Source organism: Micromonospora cathayae, from assembly GCF_028993575.1.
Lineage (GTDB): Bacteria > Actinomycetota > Actinomycetes > Mycobacteriales > Micromonosporaceae > Micromonospora > Micromonospora cathayae.
Window position 1 is genome coordinate 6,424,460 of sequence record NZ_CP118615.1, and the last position, 19,385, is coordinate 6,443,844.

15 protein-coding genes and 1 pseudogene are annotated in these 19,385 nt (G+C 74.5%); 5 read left to right on the forward strand and 11 right to left on the reverse strand.

Annotation, left to right across the window (positions count from 1 at the left end; translation table 11 throughout):
* Positions 1–31 precede the first annotated feature (31 nt).
* Positions 32–1,507, reverse strand: coding sequence for a glutamate synthase subunit beta (locus PVK37_RS28200; RefSeq protein WP_275030858.1), 1,476 nt, complete (start codon positions 1,505–1,507; stop codon positions 32–34).
* Positions 1,500–6,194 (reverse strand): glutamate synthase large subunit, encoded by a 4,695-nt coding sequence (gene gltB / locus PVK37_RS28205; RefSeq protein WP_423790964.1) that lies wholly within the window; start codon positions 6,192–6,194, stop codon positions 1,500–1,502. The genes PVK37_RS28200 and gltB overlap by 8 nt, the downstream gene beginning before the upstream one ends.
* Positions 6,195–6,339: 145 nt before the next feature.
* Here gltB and PVK37_RS28210 point away from each other — a divergent pair, with 145 nt between their 5' ends.
* Complete coding sequence (locus tag PVK37_RS28210) at positions 6,340–7,185, forward strand: GNAT family N-acetyltransferase (protein ID WP_275030859.1); 846 nt, start codon at positions 6,340–6,342, stop codon at positions 7,183–7,185.
* A gap of 37 nt (positions 7,186–7,222) precedes the next feature.
* Here PVK37_RS28210 and PVK37_RS28215 read toward each other — a convergent pair whose 3' ends face one another.
* The 5 genes from PVK37_RS28215 to trpC all read right to left on the reverse strand — a co-directional run bounded on the left by PVK37_RS28215 (position 7,223) and on the right by trpC (position 12,552).
* Positions 7,223–8,419 (reverse strand): FAD-dependent oxidoreductase, encoded by a 1,197-nt coding sequence (locus PVK37_RS28215; protein ID WP_275035252.1) that lies wholly within the window; start codon positions 8,417–8,419, stop codon positions 7,223–7,225.
* Positions 8,420–8,430: 11 nt separating this feature from the next.
* Positions 8,431–9,600 carry a prolipoprotein diacylglyceryl transferase gene (gene lgt, locus PVK37_RS28220; protein WP_275030860.1) on the reverse strand — a complete coding sequence of 390 codons (1,170 nt, stop codon included), beginning with the start codon at positions 9,598–9,600 and terminating at the stop codon, positions 8,431–8,433.
* A 68-nt stretch (positions 9,601–9,668) separates the two neighbouring features.
* Positions 9,669–10,472 carry a tryptophan synthase subunit alpha gene (gene trpA / locus PVK37_RS28225; protein WP_275030861.1) on the reverse strand — a complete coding sequence of 268 codons (804 nt, stop codon included), beginning with the start codon at positions 10,470–10,472 and terminating at the stop codon, positions 9,669–9,671.
* 4 nt (positions 10,473–10,476) lie between these two features.
* Complete coding sequence (gene trpB, locus PVK37_RS28230) at positions 10,477–11,712, reverse strand: tryptophan synthase subunit beta (RefSeq protein WP_275030862.1); 1,236 nt, start codon at positions 11,710–11,712, stop codon at positions 10,477–10,479.
* A 36-nt stretch (positions 11,713–11,748) separates the two neighbouring features.
* Entirely contained in the window at positions 11,749–12,552 is an 804-nt protein-coding gene (gene trpC / locus PVK37_RS28235; RefSeq protein WP_275035253.1) for an indole-3-glycerol phosphate synthase TrpC, read from the reverse strand.
* A gap of 577 nt (positions 12,553–13,129) precedes the next feature.
* Between trpC and PVK37_RS28240 the strand changes: the two are divergent.
* Positions 13,130–13,354, forward strand: a pseudogene (locus PVK37_RS28240) (hypothetical protein); the annotation flags it as partial.
* Positions 13,355–13,481: 127 nt separating this feature from the next.
* Here the strand turns inward: PVK37_RS28240 and PVK37_RS28245 are convergent.
* The 3 genes from PVK37_RS28245 to hisI are packed head-to-tail and all read right to left on the reverse strand — an operon-like array spanning position 13,482 to position 16,112.
* Complete coding sequence (locus PVK37_RS28245) at positions 13,482–14,078, reverse strand: Trp biosynthesis-associated membrane protein (RefSeq protein WP_275030863.1); 597 nt, start codon at positions 14,076–14,078, stop codon at positions 13,482–13,484.
* 55 nt (positions 14,079–14,133) lie between these two features.
* A complete protein-coding gene (locus PVK37_RS28250) occupies positions 14,134–15,687 on the reverse strand; it encodes an anthranilate synthase component I (RefSeq protein ID WP_275030864.1) in 1,554 nt (517 codons plus the stop codon).
* Positions 15,684–16,112, reverse strand: coding sequence for a phosphoribosyl-AMP cyclohydrolase (hisI, locus tag PVK37_RS28255; RefSeq protein ID WP_275030865.1), 429 nt, complete (start codon positions 16,110–16,112; stop codon positions 15,684–15,686). Before hisI ends, PVK37_RS28250 begins: the two co-directional genes overlap by 4 nt.
* A 303-nt stretch (positions 16,113–16,415) precedes the next feature.
* Between hisI and PVK37_RS28260 the strand changes: the two genes are divergently transcribed.
* The 3 genes from PVK37_RS28260 to PVK37_RS28270 are packed head-to-tail and all read left to right on the forward strand — an operon-like array spanning position 16,416 to position 18,560.
* Positions 16,416–17,144, forward strand: a complete 729-nt coding sequence (locus PVK37_RS28260; protein ID WP_275035254.1) for an ABC transporter ATP-binding protein — start codon at positions 16,416–16,418, stop codon at positions 17,142–17,144.
* Positions 17,141–17,896, forward strand: a complete 756-nt coding sequence (locus tag PVK37_RS28265) for an ABC transporter permease (RefSeq protein ID WP_275030866.1) — start codon at positions 17,141–17,143, stop codon at positions 17,894–17,896. The genes PVK37_RS28260 and PVK37_RS28265 overlap by 4 nt, the downstream gene beginning before the upstream one ends.
* A gap of 37 nt (positions 17,897–17,933) precedes the next feature.
* Positions 17,934–18,560, forward strand: coding sequence for a TetR/AcrR family transcriptional regulator (locus tag PVK37_RS28270; RefSeq protein ID WP_275030867.1), 627 nt, complete (start codon positions 17,934–17,936; stop codon positions 18,558–18,560).
* Positions 18,561–18,592: 32 nt separating this feature from the next.
* Here PVK37_RS28270 and PVK37_RS28275 read toward each other — a convergent pair whose 3' ends face one another.
* Positions 18,593–19,360 (reverse strand): DUF2470 domain-containing protein, encoded by a 768-nt coding sequence (locus PVK37_RS28275; RefSeq protein ID WP_275030868.1) that lies wholly within the window; start codon positions 19,358–19,360, stop codon positions 18,593–18,595.
* Between the last annotated feature and the right edge of the window lie 25 nt (positions 19,361–19,385).

The window sequence follows — 19,385 nt, forward strand, 5'->3', positions numbered from 1 at the left end:
CCCCGCCCCGGAGGGCGGGGTGGGGCCGGGGTCAGCGGGCGGCGAGCGGGCGGGTGGCGGGGGTGACCGGGGTGGGCAGCGGGGTCACCCCGCCCAGGTACGCGTGGATCGCGGCAGCGGCGGCCCGGCCCTCGGCGATCGCCCAGACGATCAGGGACGCGCCCCGGTGCATGTCACCGGCGACGAAGACCCCGTCGGCGTCGGTCTGCCAGTCGGGGCGGGCGTCCACCGCGCCCCGACCGTTGCGGGTCACCCCGAACTGGTCGAGCAGCGGCTGCACCTCGGTGCCCTCGAAGCCGATCGCCAGCAGCACCAGGTCCGCCGGGAGTTCCCGCTCGGAGCCGGGCAGCGGGGTGACGATCCGCCGGCCGTCGCGCTTCTCCACGGTCACCTCGGCGATCCGGACGCCCTTGACCTGCCCGGTGCCGTCGTCGACGAACTCCTGCACGGCGACCGCGAAGACCCGCTCGCCGCCCTCCTCGTGCGCCGGGTAGTTGCGCAGCAGCCACGGCCAGGTCGGCCACGGGTCACGGGCGGCGTCCCGGCTGTGCGGCGGCTCCGGGTACAGGTCGAGCTGGTGGATGCCGGCCGCGCCCTGCCGGTGGGCCACGCCGAGGCAGTCCGCGGCGGTGTCCCCACCACCGATGATCACGACGTGCCTGCCGGCCGCGTCGACCGGGGCCGCCTCGGCCAGCCCGGCGACCACCCGGTTCGCCGCCACCAGGTGCTCCATCGCCTGGTGCACGCCGCGCAGGCCGCGCCCCGGGGTATCCGGGGTGTCCCGGCCGGCGAGCGCGCCGCAGGCCAGCAGCACCGCGTCGTACTCGGACCGGAGCTGCTCGGCGGTGACGTCCACCCCGACGTTCACGCCGGTACGGAACACCACCCCCTCGGCGGTCAGCTGGGCCAGCCGCCGGTCGATGTGCTCCTTCTCCAGCTTGAAGTCGGGGATGCCGTACCGGAGCAGGCCGCCGATGCGGTCGTCCCGCTCGTACACGGTGACCGCGTGCCCGGCGCGGGCCAGTTGCTGCGCGGCGGCCAGGCCGGCCGGGCCGGAACCGACCACCGCGACCCGCCGCCCGGTCGGCGCGGGCAGTGCCGCCGGGGTGACCAGGCCCCGGTCGAAGGCGGCGTTGGCGATCTCCACCTCGACCTGCTTGATGGTCACCGGGTCGTCGGCGATGCCGAGCACGCAGGCCGCCTCGCAGGGGGCCGGGCAGAGCCGCCCGGTGAACTCGGGGAAGTTGTTGGTGGCGTGCAGCGACGCCACCGCCGCCGGCCACTCCCCGGTCCGGACCAGGTCGTTCCAGTCCGGGATGCGGTTGCCCAGCGGACAGCCGTCGTGGCAGAACGGGATGCCGCAGTCCATGCACCGGGTGGCCTGCTCACGGACCAGGCCCTCCTCGGCCGGCGGGTACACCTCCCGCCAGTCGCTGATCCGCACCGGCACCGGACGGCGGTCGGGCATCCGCCTCGGGTAGCGCAGGAAACCGTTCGGGTCAGGCACGAGCCACCTCCTGGGCCGCCGCCGTCCGGCTCGCCGACACCGCCGGCGCGGACAGCGCGGTCATCACCGCATCGTCGACGTCGCGGCCGGCGGCTTCGGCGGCCCGCATGATGTCCAGCACCCGCCGGTAGTCCCGGGGGACCACCGCGGTGAACTCCGCCACCGCCTCCGGCCACCGCTTGAGCAGGTCCTCGGCGACCGTCGAGCCGGTCTCGGCGACGTGCCGGCGGAGCAGGTCGTGCAGCAGCTCGCGCTCCTCCTCGCGCAGCGGGGCGAGGTCCACCAGCTCGGTGTTGACCCGGCGCCGGTCGAGCTGGTGCACGAAGGCGGTACCGCCGGACATGCCGGCGGCGAAGTTGCGTCCGGTCCGGCCCAGCACGACCACCGTGCCGCCGGTCATGTACTCGCAGCCGTGGTCGCCGACGCCCTCGACGACCGCGGTCGCGCCGGAGTTGCGGACCGCGAACCGCTCCCCCACCCGGCCGCGCAGGAACACCTCACCGCCGGTGGCCCCGTACAGGATGGTGTTTCCGGCGATGATCTGGTCCTCGGCGCGCTCGCCGGGCCGGGCGTCGGCGGCGACGAACGGGGCGGCGGCGTCCGGGGCGACGACGATCCGCCCACCGGAGAGCCCCTTGGCCACGTAGTCGTTGGCGTCGCCGTGCAGCCGCAGGGTGACCCCGGACGGCAGGAACGCGCCGAACGACTGGCCGGCGGTGCCGCGCAGCACGAACTCGACGGTGTCGTCGGGCAGGCCCCGACCGCCGTGCCGACGGGTCACCTCGCCGCCGAGCATCGCGCCGACGCTGCGGTGCTCGTTGCGCACCGCCACCTCCACCCGGACCGGGGTGCCGTCGCGCAGCGCCGGCTGGGCGAGCCGGATCAGCTCGTTGTCCAGGGCGTGTTCGAGGCCGTGGTCCTGGGCGCGGACGCCGCGCCGGACCGCGTCCGCCGGCAGCTCCGGCAGGTGCAGCACCCGGCCCAGGTCGAGCCCGTGGGCCTTCCAGTGCGTGACGGCCGGGGTGACGTCGAGCAGTTCCACCTGCCCGATCGCCTCCTCGATGCTGCGCAGGCCCAGTTCGGCCAGGTAGCCGCGGACCTCCTCGGCGAGGAACAGGAAGAAGTTCTCCACGAACTCGGGTCGGCCGGTGAACCGTTCGCGCAGCACCGGGTTCTGGGTGGCGATGCCGACCGGACAGGTGTCCAGGTGGCAGACCCGCATCATCACGCAGCCCTCGACGATCAGCGGGGCGGTGGCGAAGCCGAACTCCTCCGCGCCGAGCAGCGCCGCGACCAGCACGTCCCGGCCGGTCTTGAGCTGCCCGTCGACCTGCACGGTGACCCGGTCGCGGAGCTTGTTGATCAGCAGGGTCTGCTGCGCCTCGGCCAGGCCCAGCTCCCAGGGGGTGCCGGCGTGCTTGAGCGAGTTGAGCGGGGACGCGCCGGTGCCGCCGTCGTGGCCGGAGATCAGGATGACGTCGGCCTTGAGCTTGGCGACGCCGGCCGCGACGGTGCCCACGCCGACCTCGCTGACCAGCTTGACGTGTACCCGGGCGGCCGGGTTGACGCACTTCAGGTCGTGGACGAGCTGGGCGAGGTCCTCGATGGAGTAGATGTCGTGGTGCGGCGGCGGGGAGATCAGGCCGACGCCGGGGGTGGCGTGCCGGGTCCGGGCGATCCACGGCCAGACCTTGTTGCCGGGGAGCTGACCGCCCTCGCCGGGCTTCGCGCCCTGGGCCATCTTGATCTGGAGGTCGTCGGCGTTGACCAGGTACTCGCTGGTCACGCCGAACCGGCCGCTGGCGATCTGCTTGACGGCGGAGCGGCGGACCGGGTCGTAGAGGCGTTCCGGGTCCTCGCCGCCCTCGCCGGTGTTGGACTTGCCGCCGAGGCGGTTCATCGCCACCGCGAGGGTCTCGTGCGCCTCGGCGGAGATCGAGCCGTACGACATGGCGCCGGTGGCGAACCGCTTGACGATCTCGCTGGCCGGTTCGACCTCGTCGATCGGCACCGGGGGCCGGACGCCGGTGCGCAGGGTGAACAGGCCGCGCAGTGAGCCGGCCCGGGCGGCCAGCTCGTCGACCTTGGCGGTGTACTCGCGGAACACGTCGTACTGCCGGCTGCGGGTGGCGTGCTGGAGCAGGAAGACCGTCTCCGGGTTGAACAGGTGCAGCTCGCCCTCGCGCCGCCACTGGTACTCGCCGCCCACCTCCAGCCGGGCCGAGGCCGGGGTGCCCGGCGTGGGCCAGGCCAGCGCGTGCCGGGCGGCGATCTCGGTGTGGACGCCGTCCAGGTCGACCCCGCCGATGGTGCTCGGGGTGCCCCGGAAGTACCGCTCGACCAGGCGGGAGTCCAGGCCGACGGCCTCGAACACCTGCGCCCCGCAGTACGACGAGACGGTGGAGATGCCCATCTTCGACATGATCTTCAGGACGCCCTTGCCGAGCGCCTTGACGTAGTTGCGGACCGCCTTGGCCGGCTCGACGCCGGGCAGCGCCCCCGTGTTGATCATGTCTTCGACGGACTCGAAGGCCAGGTACGGGTTGACCGCCGCCGCGCCGTACCCGATCAGCACCGCCGCGTGGTGCACCTCCCGGCAGTCACCGGACTCCACCACCAGCGCGACCTGGGTACGGGTCTGCTCGCGGACGAGGTGCTGGTGCACGGCGGCGGTGAGCAGCAGCGACGGGATCGGGGCCAGGTCGGCGTTGGAGTCCCGGTCGGAGAGCACCAGGATCCGGACGCCGTCCTCGATCGCCTCGGAGACGTGCCGGCAGATCTCGGTCAGCCGGGCCTTGATGCCGGCCCCGCCGTCGCGGATCTTGTAGAGGCCGGAGACCCGGACCGCCTTGAAGCCGGGCAGGTCGCCGTCCTCGTCCACGGAGAGCAGCTTGGCCAGCTCGTCGTTGTCGATCACCGGGTACGGCAGCACGATCTGCCGGCAGCTCGCCGGCCCCGGGTCGAGCAGGTTGCCCTCCGGGCCGATGGTCATCTGGAGGCTGGTGACCAGTTCCTCCCGGATGGCGTCCAGCGGCGGGTTGGTGACCTGGGCGAAAAGCTGGTGGAAGTAGTCGTAGAGCAGCCGCGGCCGGGTGGACAGCGGGGAGATCGGGGTGTCCGTGCCCATCGAGCCGAGCGGCTCCGCGCCGGTCCGCGCCATCGGCGCGAGCAGGATCTTCAGCTCCTCCTCGGTGTAGCCGAAGGTCTGCTGCCGGCGACGCACCGAGTCGTGGGTGTAGACGATGTGCTCGCGGGCCGGCAGGTCGGCCAGGTCGATCAGCCCGGCGTGCAGCCAGTCGCCGTACGGGTTCTCCGCGGCCAGCTCGGCCTTGATCTCGTCGTCGTGCACGATCCGGCCGGCGACCGTGTCGACCAGGAACATCCTGCCCGGCTGGAGCCGCCCCTTGGCGACCACCCGGGCCGGGTCCAGGTCGAGTACGCCCGCCTCGCTGCCCAGCACCACCAGCCCGTCGGCGGTCCGCCACCAGCGTCCCGGACGCAGGCCGTTGCGGTCCAGCACCGCGCCGACGACCGACCCGTCGGTGAAGGCGACCGAGGCCGGGCCGTCCCAGGGCTCCATCAGGCTGGCGTGGAACCGGTAGAAGGCCCGCTTGTCGGCGGCCATGTCCGGGTCGTTCTCCCACGCCTCGGGGATCATCATCAGCACCGCGTGCGGCAGGCTCCGCCCGGCCAGGTGCAGCAGCTCCAGCACCTCGTCGAAGTTCGCCGAGTCGGAGGCGGCCGGGGTGCAGACCGGGAACAACCGGCGAATGTTGCCGGGCAGGTTCGGGGTGCGCAGGAGGGCCTCGCGGGCCTGCATCCAGTTCCGGTTGCCGCGGATCGTGTTGATCTCGCCGTTGTGCGCGATCAGCCGGTACGGGTGGGCCAGCGGCCAGGACGGGAAGGTGTTCGTGGAGAACCGGGAGTGCACCAGGGCGATGGCGCTGGTGACCCGCTCGTCCCGCAGGTCCGGGTAGTAGGCCGGAAGCTGGTCGGGGGTGAGCATGCCCTTGTAGACCATGGTGCGCCCGGACAGCGACGGGAAGTACGCCGGCACGCCCCGCTCGGCGGTCTCCCGCTCGGTCTGCTTACGGACGCAGAACACCACCCGGTCCAGGTCGAGCCCGCTCAGCGGGGAGCCGGCCGGGCCGTCCGGCGAGTCGGTGAGCCGGTGCGCGGCGAGGAAGATCTGCCGGACCCGGGGCATCGCCGCCAGGGCGGTCTCGCCCAGGTCGGCCGAGTCGACCGGCACGTCCCGCCAGCCGAGCACGTCGGCCCCCTCGACCAGGGCGTACTTCTCCAGCACCTGGCGGGCGCGGGCCTCACCGGCGTCGTCGTCGGGAAGGAAGACCAGGCCGGTGGCGTACTGGCCGGCGGGCGGGAGCGGGAAGTCGACCACGGCCCGGAAGAACGCGTCCGGGACCTGGATCATGATGCCGGCGCCGTCGCCGGTGTTCGGTTCCGCGCCCCGGGCGCCCCGGTGGTCGAGCCGGCAGAGCGCGCCGAGACCGTTGGCGACGACCTGGTGGGAGCGCCGGCCGTGCAGATCCGCCACGAAGGCCACGCCGCAGGCGTCGTGCTCCTGCGCCGGGTCGTACAGCCCCTCGGCGGGGGCACCCGGACCGGTGTGCGGGCGCGCGCCGGCGGGCGGGGCGGTCTGCGGGTGGGGAGGGTACGGAAAGGCCACCGGGCCTCCTGTCGTCGCTCAGGCGTGAACACGGTGGGGACGACGTCGGCCCTCGAGGGTCTATTGAGTCTACGTTAGGTCGCGACACGCAAGGCCAGGAAGGATTGATCACACTTCCAACATCTGAGACGTGTAGTCTCGCGCGGTGGATCACGTACCCGCTGAGACGTTCGACCGGTTGGAACGCTTCTACGACGCGGTACCCCGGGACGGGGCCCACCCGGAGACCATCGGCGCACTGGTGCTCTTTGTCCGGGATGGTGCCGGATGGCCGTTCTATGCGCGCCCCCGGCTCGACTCCGACCGGACGCCGTCCCTCGCCGACATCAACGACGTCCGGGCCCGGCAACGCGAACTGGGCCTGCCCGAGGCGTTCGAGTGGGTGCACGAGAACAGCCCCGACCTGCTGGCCGTGGCCCGCTCGGCCGGGCTGAGCGTGCTGGAGGCCCCGCTACTGGTGCTGGACCCGGCGGCCCTGCCGGACCCGGCCGGCCTCACCGACGTGCCGGTGCGGCTGCTGGACCCGGCCGAGCCGGACTTCGCCGCGCAGGTGGCGGTACGGCGGGCCGTGGCGGCGGTCGGGTTCGGCGCGGCCGGCACCGCCCCCGGCGACGCCGGCCCGGCCGAGCGGGACGCCGCCATCAGTGAGCTGGATCTCGCCGCCGTGGAGGAGGAGGGCTCCCGGATCGCGGACGGCCGGCGGCTCTCCGCCATCGCCGCCACCCCCACCGACGGCGCCCTGGCCAGCGGCATGGCCATGCGGGTCGACGACGTCGCCGAGATCGCCGGGGTGGCGACCCTGCCGGTGGCCCGCCGCCGGGGGCTCGGCGCGGCGGTCACCGCCACCCTCGCCCGCGCCCTGCTGGACGCCGGCACCGACCTGGTCTTCCTCTCCGCCGGCAGCGAGGACATCGCCCGGGTCTACGTGCGGGTCGGCTTCCGCCGGATCGGCACCGCCTGCATCGCCGAACCCGCCGCCCTGCTCCCCTGACCGCCGACCGGCGGGCCGGTCGGCCGGGACTGGACGATCAGCTCGACGAGGACGGGGGCCGCCACTGGGCGGCCGTCGAGGCGGCGTGCCCGAGCAGCCGGGTGGTGATCGGGCCGAGCGCCGCGTCCCGGGCCCGCAGCGCCAGCCGGCCCCGGGTCTGCAGCACCGCCGACATCCGCCGGGTCTGCCGGACCACGCTGGCCGCCCTCGGACGACGCGTCCGGTCGTAGCCGGCGACGGCGTCCGGCAGCCGGGTCTCCCGCAGCAGGGACGCCAGGGTCGCCGCGTCCTCGAACGCCAGGCAGGTGCCCTGCCCCAGGTGCGGGGGCATCGCGTGCGCGGCGTCGCCGAGCAGCACCACCCCACCCGGGCCGGACCGGAAGGCGTACTGGCGGGGCAGCGGGCGCAGCTCCCGGACCTCCTGCTGGACCAGGTCGGCGGGCTCGGTGGCGGCCAGCAACTCGCCGACCGGGGCCGGCCAGCCGGCGAACCAACGGCGCAGCAGGGCGAGCTGGGTCTCCGGTGGCTCCGGCCGGGACGCGCCCGCCGCGGTCGCCATCCAGTAGATGCCGCCCCGGCTGGTCCCCCCGGCGGAGCCGCGCTCACCCAGCGACGCCGACACGAACCGGTAGCCGGCCCCCAGGGTCTCCCCGCCGACCGGCCGGTCGGCGGGCAGCCGGGGTGCGCGGTACCAGGGGATCACCGCCCGCCAGGTGGCGCTGCCGGAGGCCACCACCCCGGCCTCGGGGGCGAGCCGCCGACGGATCTCGCTGTCCACCCCGTCCGCCGCGACCACCAGGTCCGCCTCGTAGTGCCGGTGGCCGTCCCCGACCGACGGACGATCGTCGCCACCGGCCCGCACCGTCCGTACCGTCACCCCGGTACGCAGGTCGACCCGGTCACCGAGGCCGGCGACCAGGGCGTCGTGCAGGTCCTCGCGGTGCACCACGACCGGCATCCGCTCGGGTGGCGTGGGACGCGGCTGCACCAGCCAGTGCCCGTCCGGGCGACGGATGCCACCGTCGGGCAGCGGGGTGGCGATCGCCTCCAGCCCGGCCCCGAGCCCCAACGCGCGCAGCGCCCGGACCCCGTTGGGCCACAGCACCACGGCGGTCGGCTCGGGGCGGACCCGGTCGGCACGTTCGAGGAGGGTGACCTGCCAGCCGGAACGGGCCAGCGCGCCGGCGGCCGCCAGGCCGCCGACCCCGGCCCCCACCACCACGGCGGTACGCACGGCCATGACCGTCAGCGGTCGCGGTCGGCGGGACGGGCACCGGCCTCCGGTGGACCCGACCGGTCGGCGGCGTCCTCCCCGCTGACCGGGGCCGACTCACGCTCCGGTTCGTCCGGCTCGGGCCCGGCCGGGCCGGACGCGTCCGGTTCCGTGGCGGGTTCGTCGGGCAGCGTGCCGGTCTCCCGGTACCTCCGGAACCGCTCCTCGTCGACCACCCGGTACCCCTGCGGGGCCGCCGGGTCGGGGGCGGAGCCGGTACGGGAGAGGTCGACCTGGGAGACGTCCCCGCCACCGACGGCCGGGGCCGGGGCGGCGGCCGGGATCGGGACCAGGTACTCGCGCGGGCCCCGCGCCTGGAGGAAGTAGGCCAGCGCGCCGAGGAAGACCAGCACCGAGGTCCAGACGTTGATGCGTACGCCGAGAATCTGGGTGGCGTCGTCGGTACGCATCAGCTCGATCCAGAACCGGCCGGCGGTGTAGCCCATCACGTACAGCGCGAAGGCCCGGCCGCGCCCCAGCCGGAACCGTCGGTCGACGGCGAACACCAGCAGGGCCACCCCGACGTTCCAGAGTGCCTCGTAGGCGAAGGTCGGGTGGTAGAGACCCGGTTCGAGGATCGGTTGCCCGGCCTCGTCCCGCACCGCCTGACCCGGGTTCTGCGGGTCCATCCGGTGGATCTCCAACCCCCACGGCAGGGTGGTCCGCCCGCCGTACAGCTCGTTGTTGAACCAGTTGCCGAGCCGGCCCACGGCCTGGGCCAGCGGCAGCCCCGGGGCGAGCGCGTCGGCCACCACGGTGAGCGGGATGCCGAGCTGGCGGGCGGCGATCCAGGCACCGACCGCGCCACCGGCGACGGCCCCCCAGATGCCGAGACCGCCGTTCCAGATGGCGAACGCCTTGAGCGGGTCACCGCCGGTGCCGAAGTAGTTCCCGGGGGAGGTGATCACGTGGTAGATCCGGGCCCCGACGATGCCGAACGGCACCGCCCACACGGCGATGTCCAGCACCGCGCCCGGGGCCACCCCCCGGCGGCGCAGCCGGTACTCGGTGACCAGACAGGCCACCACGATCCCGGCGACGATGCACAACGCGTACGCCCGGATCGGCACCGGGCCGAGCTGCCAGACGGCGGTGCTGGGACTGGGTAGGGCCGCCTGGGGAGTCAGCGAGGCGTAGGTCACGGGTGCACACGCTACCGCTGCGCCCGGCATCGGCGGCACCCCGGTCCGGTGCCGGACGCCGACGGGAGTCAGCTACGGCCGGTACGGACGCCCTCGGCGAGTTCGGCGGAGAGGGTACGCAACGCGGTCAGGCCGGCGGCCTGATCGGACGCGTCGAGCAGGCAACGGATCAGCGCGCTGCCCACGATCACCCCGTCGGCGTACCCGCCCACGGTGCCGGCCTGCGCCCCGGTGCCGACGCCGAGCCCGACCCCGACCGGCAGGTCGGTGACCGCCCGCACCCGGGCGACCAGGGTCGGGGCGGCGTCCGAGGTCTGTGCCCGCGCCCCGGTCACCCCCATCACGGCGGTGGCGTAGACGAAGCCCCGGCAGTGCGCCACGGTCATCGCCAACCGGGCGTCGGTGGACGACGGCGACACCAGGAACGTCCGGTCCAGCCCGTGCGCGTCCGAGGCGGCCAGCCACTCGTCGGCCTCGTCCGGGATCAGGTCCGGGGTGATCAGGCCGGTGCCCCCGGCGGCGGCGAGGTCCCGGGCGAACGCGTCCACGCCGTACTGCTCGACCGGGTTCCAGTAGGTCATCGTCACCACCGGAGCGCCGGTGGCCGCGACCGCCTCGACGATGCGCAGCGTGTCGGCGACCCGGACCCCGCCGGCGAGAGCGATGTCGCTGGCCTTCTGGATGACCGGGCCGTCCATCACCGGGTCGGAGTACGGGATCTCCACCTCGATCACGTCGACGCCGGCCTCGACCATGGCGGTCATCGCGGCGATGCTGCCCTCGACCGTCGGGAAGCCGGCCGGCATGCAGCCGATCAGCAGGGCCCGCCCGTCGGCCCGCGCCTTGTCGAAGGCGACCCCGATCCGACTCACGCTGTCACTCCTTGTCGAGGATGCCGAAGTAGCCACCGGCGGTGTGGACGTCCTTGTCGCCCCGACCGGAGAGGTTGACCACGATGACCGGTTCCCGGCCCAGTTCGGCGGCGAGCCGGGGGGCGATCTTCATCGCGCCGGCCAGGGCGTGCGCGCTCTCGATCGCCGGGATGATCCCCTCGGTCCGGCAGAGCAGCTCGAACGCGGCCATCGCCTCGTCGTCGGTGACCGGCTCGTACCTGGCCCGGCCGGTGTCGTGCAACCAGGCGTGCTCCGGGCCGACGCCCGGGTAGTCCAGCCCGGCGGAGATCGAGTGCGACTCCACGGTCTGCCCGTCGGCGTCCTGAAGGACGTACGTGCGGGTGCCGTGCAGCACGCCCGACGTACCGCCGGTGATGCTGGCGGCGTGCCGGCCGGTGTCGACGCCGTCCCCGCCGGCCTCGAAGCCGTACAGCCGGACGTCGGCGTCCCCGACGAAGGCGTGGAAGATGCCGAGCGCGTTCGAACCGCCGCCGACGCAGGCAGCGACCGCGTCCGGCAGCGCGCCGGTACGGTCCAGGCACTGCTGGCGCGCCTCGTCGCCGATGCCCCGGACGAAGTCCCGGACCATCGCCGGGAACGGGTGCGGGCCGGCGGCGGTACCGATCAGGTAGTGGGTGTCGTCGACGTTGGCGACCCAGTCGCGCATCGCCTCGTTCATCGCGTCCTTGAGGGTGCGCGACCCGTTGGTGACCGGCACGACGGTGGCCCCGAGCATCCGCATCCGGGCCACGTTGAGCGCCTGCCGCTCGGTGTCGACCTGGCCCATGTAGACCACGCACTCCAGGTCGAACAGGGCGGCGGCGGTGGCGGTGGCGACCCCGTGCTGCCCGGCCCCGGTCTCGGCGATCACCCGGGTCTTGCCCATCCGCCGGGTGAGCAGCGCCTGACCGAGCACGTTACGGACCTTGTGCGCCCCGGTGTGGTTGAGGTCCTCCCGCTTGAGCAGCACCCGCGCGCCCACCTTCGCGGAGAACCGCTCGGCGACGTACAGCCGTGACGGGGTGCCGGCGTACTCGCGCAGCAACGCGTCGAACTCGGCCAGGAACTCCTCGTCGCCCATCGCCTTGCGCCACGCCGCGTCCAGCTCGTCCAGCGCGGCCACCAGGGCCTCCGGGACGAACCGGCCGCCGAAGCGGCCGTAGTGGCCGGCGCTGTCGGGGACGGGACCGGCGGTGCCGGCCGGCGCGTTGCCGCTCATGCGGGTCCTCTCGCTGCTCGGGTCAGCCGGTACGGGTCAGCGCACCGGTCGCGGGGTGGCCGGGTGGTTGCCGGCGTTGACCAGCTCCGACACCGCCTCGCGGGGGCTCTTCTGGGTGACCAGCCCTTCGCCGACCAGGACGGCGTCCGCGCCGGCGGAGGCGTACCGGATGAGGTCGTGCGGCCCGCGCACGCCGGACTCGGCGATCTTGACGACGCTGCTCGGCAGCCCCGGCGCGATCCGCTCGAACACCGACCGGTCGACCTCGAGGGTGCGCAGGTCACGGGCGTTGACCCCGATCACCTGGGCGCCGGCCTCCAGGGCCCGGTCGGCCTCCTCCTCGTCGTGCACCTCGACCAGCGCGGTCATCCCGAGCGACTCGATCCGCTCGAGCAGCCCGACCAGGGCGTTCTGCTCCAGGGCCGCGACGATCAGCAGGACCAGGTCGGCCCCGTGCGCGCGGGCCTCGTGCACCTGGTAGCTGGAGACCACGAAGTCCTTGCGCAGGACCGGGATCTGCACCGCCGCGCGTACGGCGGCCAGGTCGTCGAGGGAACCGCCGAAGTAGCGGCCCTCGGTCAGCACGCTGATCGCCCGGGCCCCACCGGCCGCGTACTCCCCGGCCAGGTCGGCGGGGTCGGCGATCTCGGCGAGCTGCCCCCGCGACGGGGAGGAGCGTTTCACCTCGGCGATCACCGCCACGCCGGGTCGCCGCAGGGCGGCGTACGCGTCCAGCGGGGGCGGGGCCGCGGCGGCCAGTTCGCGGATCCGCTCCAGCGGGATCTGCTCCTGCCGTCGGGCGACGTCCTCGCGTACGCCAGCCAGAATCTCGTCGAGCACGCTGGCGGGCGCCGCCGGACCGGCTTCGTCCCCCTCCGCGTGCGCATGCTCAGCAGTCACCAACGGACTCCCCTCTCCGGGTGTCATGGGCCGATGCTAGGTGGCGCCGCTCGACCCCAGGTGGGGGGGTATGGCGCGCCTCACGAGATGGGCTGGGGCATAATGACCGACCTCCGGTGAGCGGAAAATCACCCCACGCGATCGGCCCAGTAGAGCACCGCGACCACGCCACCGCTCACCCCCACCCAAGCCATCGATCGCCCTCATCATCATGACATCTTGTCGGGCAGGTTGCCGAAGTAAGGCCGACCGCCGGGCCCGTGGGACGGCGACGCCGGCCGCCGGTGCGATCCGGATCCCGGCGCGGGTGTGCTCCACCTCCGGTACGGGCTGTGCCCCGGGCCGTCGCGGGTGTGATCCAGATCAAGGACGAACGGCCCTGAGCACGGCGTTCACCCCCACGCAGTGTTGATGCGGCGGTTATCACGGCGAAACGTGAAACCGGGAGCATCGGTGTCGGGCAGACTCGGATCCGGGCCCGCCCCACCGACGCCACGACCCTCGTTGCGGAGTGATCATGAGTACTGGCCAACCGACGTCGACCATCGGACTCACCACGATCTCCCGAACGGTCGCCTCGCTCGCCGTCGGGGTGGTGCACACCCTGGAGCGGGCCGTGGTCGGCGAGGAGCGGATGCGGACCGCCCGGGGCAACGCCTGGGAAGCCGTCTGCGCGGACCGCGCCCGCGCCGCCCGGCGGGCCGAACTGGACCGGTTGGCCGCGGAACTCGCCGCCACCCGGCCGGCGACGACCCGACCGGAGACCGCGCGCCCGGACGCGACGCGGGCCGGCACGACGCGGCCGGACCGGCCCCGGTCCGCCCACGCCACGGTGACCGCCCCGCACCCGGCCACCGGCCGGCAACCGGTCAGCTGACCGTCGGGTCCTCGCCCCGGTCCAGCGCGTCCCAGGTGTCGGTGGTCCCCCGGCTCCCGACCGGCGCGGTCGGGCCGCTCGGGGCGGTGTCCCGGGCCGACCGCTCGTAACGGGCGCCCATCGCCGGCCAGCGCCGGCCACACCAGCCGGTCCACACCCCGCCGGCTGCCGCCAGCACCCCGCCGACCAGGCACAACGCCGGCCACTGTCGGTGGACCGCACCGTCGAGGTCGGCCAGCAGGCCGTACCCGCCGCCGGCCGCCACGGCCACGCCGAGAGCCGCGATCAGCCCGCCGACGAGCTGCCGCAGCCGCCCCCGGGTGGCGAGCACCGCGCCCGCGCCGGCCAACGCGACCACCGCGACCGCCGGCAACCAGGGCAGCAGGGCCGCCCCGGAGCGGTCCTCCCGTAGCGCCGGCAGCGGCACCGGCCGGGCGGTCAGCTCGACCGCCCAGGTCCGGGTCGCCGCCCACAGCGCCAGGCCCGCCCCGGCCAGGCAGAGCAGCGTCGCGTACGTCAGCTCGCGCCGCCCGGCCGACGGCGACGGCGACGGCGACGGCGACGGCGACGGCGGGAAGGAACCGGTCATCGGTTCTGCCCTCCGTTCCCGACTGCGGGGCTCCGCTGCGCTGCACTCCTCGCGCTCACCGGGCCGCCCGGAGGGTTTCGGCGGCGGCGATCGCGGCGAGCACCGCCGCCGCCTTGTCGCGGGTCTCCCGGTCCTCGGCGGCGGGATCAGAATCGGCCACGATCCCGGCACCGGCCTGGACGTACGCCCAGCCGTCCCGGATCAGCGCGGTCCGGATCGCGATCGCCATGTCCAGGTCGCCACCGAACCCGAAGTAGCCGACCGTGCCGCCGTAGAGGCCCCGGCGGACCGGCTCCAACTCCTCGATGATCTCCATGGCCCGGACCTTCGGCGCGCCGGAGAGGGTACCGGCCGGGAAGGTCGCGGCGAGCGCGTCGAAGGCGGTGCGGTCCTCCCGCAGCGTGCCGACCACGGTCGAGACGATGTGCATGACGTGGCTGTACCGCTCGACCGTGGCGAACTCGGGCACCTCGACCGTGCCCGGCCGGCAGACCCGACCCAGGTCGTTACGGCCCAGGTCGACCAGCATGACGTGCTCGGCCCGCTCCTTCGGGTCGGCCAGCAGTTCGGCGGCCAGCCGGGCGTCGTGCTCGGGGTCGACGCCACGCGGCCGGGTGCCGGCGATCGGGTGCAGCAGGGCCCGCCGCTGCCCGTCCTCGGTGCCGGTGACCTTGAGGTGCACCTCCGGCGACGAGCCGACGATGTCGAACCCGTCGAAGCGCAGCAGGTACATGTACGGGCTGGGGTTGGTGGTGCGCAGCACCCGGTAGACGTCCAGCGGGTCGGCGTCGGTCCGCCGTTCGAACCGTTGGGCGAGGACGATCTGGAAGCACTCCCCGGCCCGGATCGCCTCCTTGGCCTCCTCGACGGCCTTCTGGTAGCTCCCCTCCGGGGTACGGCAGCCCACCTCGCCGACCGGCGGCCGGTCGACCGTGGAGATCATCGGCGGGATCGGCCGGGACAGCGCCGAGGTCATCGCGTCGAGCCGACCGATCGCGTGGTGGTACGCCTCGGCCACCCGGTCCGCCCGGTCCGGCTCGTCGAACGGGGGCAGCACCGCGTTGGCGATGAGGATCGCCGAGCCCTCGTAGTGGTCCAGGACCACCAGGTCGGTGGCGAGCATCAGGCCCAACTCGGGCACCCGGAGGTCGTCCTCGGTGCGGGTGGGCAGCTTCTCGAAGCGGCGGATCAGGTCGTACCCGAGGTAGCCGACCATGCCCCCGGTCAGCGGAGGCATGCCGCTGGCCGGGTCGAACGCCGGCCCGGCCAGCGCGGCGACCGTGTCGCGCAGCACCCGCGCCGGGTCGCCGGTGGTGGGCAGGCCGGCCGGCGGCTGCCCGAGCCAGGTGGCGACGCCGTCCCGCTCGACCAGGGTGGCGCTGCTGCGCACTCCGATGAAGGAGTACCGGGACCAGGCCAGCCCGGCCGACCCGACGCCCTGTTCGGCGGACTCCAGCAGGAAGGTGCCCGGCCCACCGGCGAGCTTGCGGTACACCCCGACCGGGGTCTCGGCGTCGGCCAGCAGCCGACGGGTGACCGGGACGACCCGCCAGCGGGACGCCAGGTCGGTGAAGGCGGCCTGGTCCGGGCTCACCACGCCGTCGGTCATCGGACCTCCACCCCGTCCCCGGAGACCGGGAGCTCGTCGAAGAAGCAGCTCCGCTGGCCGGTGTGGCAGGCCGGGCCGACCTGGTCGACGCTGACCAGCAGCGCGTCGCCGTCGCAGTCCAGGGCCACCGCGCGGACGTACTGGTGGTGGCCGGAGGTGGCGCCCTTGACCCAGTACTCCTGGCGGCTGCGGGACCAGTAGGTGGCCCGTCCGGTGGTCAGGGTGCGGTGCAGCGCCTCGTCGTCCATCCAGGCGACCATCAGCACCTCGCCGGAGTCGTGCTGACGGACCACGGCGGCGACCAGGCCGTCGGCCGAGCGGCGCAGCCGGGCCGCGATGGCCGGGTCGAGCCGGGACGGACGGACCGGCGTCGGGCGGTGCGGAGGGGCGGTGGCGCCGGTCACCGGCGCGTCAGGTACGGGCACAGTGACCCATTGTTCCGCACCCGGCGCGGAGCCCCCAGTCGCGTCCCGCCCGATGGCCCGGCCGCTGGCCCGGCCGAGGGTCAGGCCGAGGGTCAGGCCGGCCGGTCCCGACCGGTCGACGGCCCCGGCACGTCGCGCCGACCCACCCGGCACGTCGGGCTTGCTGACCCGGCGCGTCGGGCCGGCTGACCCGGCGCGCTGATCGGAACCGGTCGCCGAGGCCGAGCCCACGTATCCCTCGTTGTGCCCGGCGAGGATGTCATCTAGCGTTGAGTTCATCGGGTGATGAATTTGGAGGGCGCGATGGAACACGCGATCGCCCTGCGCGACCTGGTGGTGGACCGGGGCCGGCGTCGGGTGCTGGACGGGGTCAGCTGTGCGGTGCCCCGGGGCTCGGTGACCGGGCTGCTCGGCCCCAGCGGCAGCGGCAAGACCACACTGATGCGGGCCGTCGTCGGGGTGCAGACCCTCACCGGCGGCACGGTGACCGTGCTCGGCCGGCCGGCCGGCACGCCCGCCCTGCGGCACCGGGTCGGCTACCTCACCCAGGCGCCGAGCGTCTACGCCGACCTGACCGTCCGGGAGAACGCCCGCTACTTCGCCGCCGTGCACGGCCGGGGCCGCGCCGACGCCGACCGGGCGGTCGCCGACGTCGGGCTCGCCGACGCTGCCGGACAGGTGGTCGGCACCCTCTCCGGCGGCCAGCGCAGCCGGGCCTCGCTGGCCTGCGTCCTGGTCGGCCGCCCGGAGCTGGTGGTGCTCGACGAGCCGACCGTCGGGCAGGACCCGGTGCTCCGCGCCGACCTGTGGGCCCGGTTCCACGACCTGGCCGCCGGTGGCACCACCCTGCTGGTCTCCAGCCACGTGATGGACGAGGCCGCCCGCTGCGACCGGCTGCTGCTGATCCGGGCGGGCCGGCTGCTCGCCGACGACACCCCCGACGGGGTACGCGCCCGGGCCGGGGTGGCCGACCTGGACGAGGCGTTCCTGCGCCTGATCCGGGCCGCCGCAGGCGGAGAGGAGACCCGGTGAACCCCCGGATCGTCGCGGCCACCGCCGGGCGGGTGCTGCGTCAGCTCCGCCACGACCGGCGGACCATCGCGCTGCTGCTGGTGGTGCCCGGCGTGCTGCTGGCGCTGGTGCACTTCATGTACGCCGAGCAGCCCACCCCGCCCGGCCAGCCGTCCACCTTCGACCAGGTCGCCCTGGTCATGCTCGGGTTCTTCCCGTTCACCATCATGTTCCTGGTGACCAGCATCGCGATGCTGCGCGAACGCACCTCCGGGACGCTGGAGCGGCTGCTCACCACCCCGCTGGCCAAGCTCGACCTGCTCCTCGGGTACGGCATCGCGTTCGGGCTGGCCGCCGCGGCGCAGGCCGTGGTGGCCTCGGTGGTCGCGTACGGGCTACTCGGTCTGGACACCGCGGGCAGCGCCGGGCTGGTGATCACCATCGCCGTGGTCACCGCGCTGCTCGGGATGGCGCTGGGGCTGCTGGGCAGCGCCTTCGCCCGTACCGAGTTCCAGGCCGTACAGTTCATGCCGGTCGTGGTGATCCCCCAGTTGCTGCTCTGCGGGCTCTTCGTGGCCCGTGACCAGATGGCCGGGTGGCTCCAGGCGGTCAGCGACGCGCTGCCGCTGTCGTACGCGGTCGAGGCGTTGCAGCAGGTCGGCGCGTACGCCGAGCCCACCGCGACGATGTGGCGGGACCTGGCCGTGGTGGCCGGGTCGGCGCTGCTGGCGCTGGTGCTCGCGGCGGCCACGCTGCGCCGCCGCACCGACTGACGGCGGACGGCCGGCGAGCGACAGGCGAAGGGCGGCGATGAGGGCACGGACCGGACGGCGACCCGGCAACCCGGACACCCGGGAGGCGATCCTCCGGGCGGCGCGGACGGCGTTCGCCGAGCGCGGCTTCGACGCGGCCTCCATCCGGGCCATCGCCACCGCGGCGGGCGTGGACCCGGCCCTCGTGCACCACTACTTCGGCAGCAAGGACAAGCTGTTCCTGGCGGCGATGAACGCGCCGGTCGACCCGGCGGCGCTGCTGCCCGGTGTGCTCGACGGCGACCCGGACCACATCGGGGAGCGGCTGGTCCGGATGTTCCTCGGGGTGTGGGACTCCCCCGCCGGGGTGGCCGGGGTGGCCCTGCTGCGCTCGGCGGTGACCACCGAGTGGACCGCCCGGCTGCTGCGGGAGTTCCTGGTCACCCAGGTGCTGCGCCGGGTGCTCCAGCATCTGGGGGCCGACCCGGCCGAGTTGCCGCTGCGTGGTTCGCTGGCCGCCGCCCAGATGGCCGGGTTGGTGCTGATGCGGTACGTCATCAAGCTCGAACCGCTGGCCTCCGCGCCGCCCGAGACCGTGGTGGCGGCGGTCGGGCCGGCCGTGCAGCGCTACCTCACCGGGCCCCTGGCCGGTGTGTTTCCGCATCCGCCGGCCGGCTCTCCGTAGGTGCCCCGCCGGGGGTGGCGGGCCGGGGACGGCTACCGGCGGCGGTCGGCGGGGCAGGCCGGACGTTCGTGCCGGCAGAGCAGCGGGTGCAGCAGCCGGGCCAGGTCGCGGTGGTCGGTCACCGGCCGGGGGAACGCCAGCCGGGCCCGCCGTCGCGTGCCCGGCCCGCCGAACGCCACCACCAGGCCGTACCGGTCGAGCCGGACCACCCGGGGAGCCGCCTCGTCGGGCCGGTCCGCGAGCGGCCCCAACTGCCGACGCAGGTAACCGGCCACCTGCTCGGCGTGGTGCAGGGCGAGGTCGGCCAGGAGGGCGCCCTCCACCGGGTGCAGCGGGTCCGGCTCGGCCGCCGCGTAGTCGTCGCCCGCGATCCGGTGGACGTCCCCGGCGGTCTCCAGCCGGGCCTCGGCCACCTCGAACCGGTACAACCGGAACCGGGTGCCGACGTCGAGCAGGTCACCGGTCGGTTCGACCGCCGCGAAGTCCACCGCGGCGTGGCGTGCCGCCTCCCCGGCCAGCGGAGTCGCCCAGCCGGAGACCCAGGCCCGCCCGAGCGGGGGCGCGCCGGCCGCCGGTGGCAGGTCGAGCACGTCGAGCACCACCGCGACGGCCCGGTCCGTGCCGGCCGGGGGGAGCACGGCGGCCAGGTCGCTGACCACCGGCACCAGCATCAGCACCCGACCGTCCGGGTCGGTGACGTGCCGGACCTGGTACGGCCCGGGCCGGTGCGCCAGGTGCACCAGCCCGGGAAGGCAACCGGCGACCAGGGTCCGGACGGTCTCGGCACTGCTCGGCCGCATCGCCGCCTCCTCCTTGAGAAAGGTT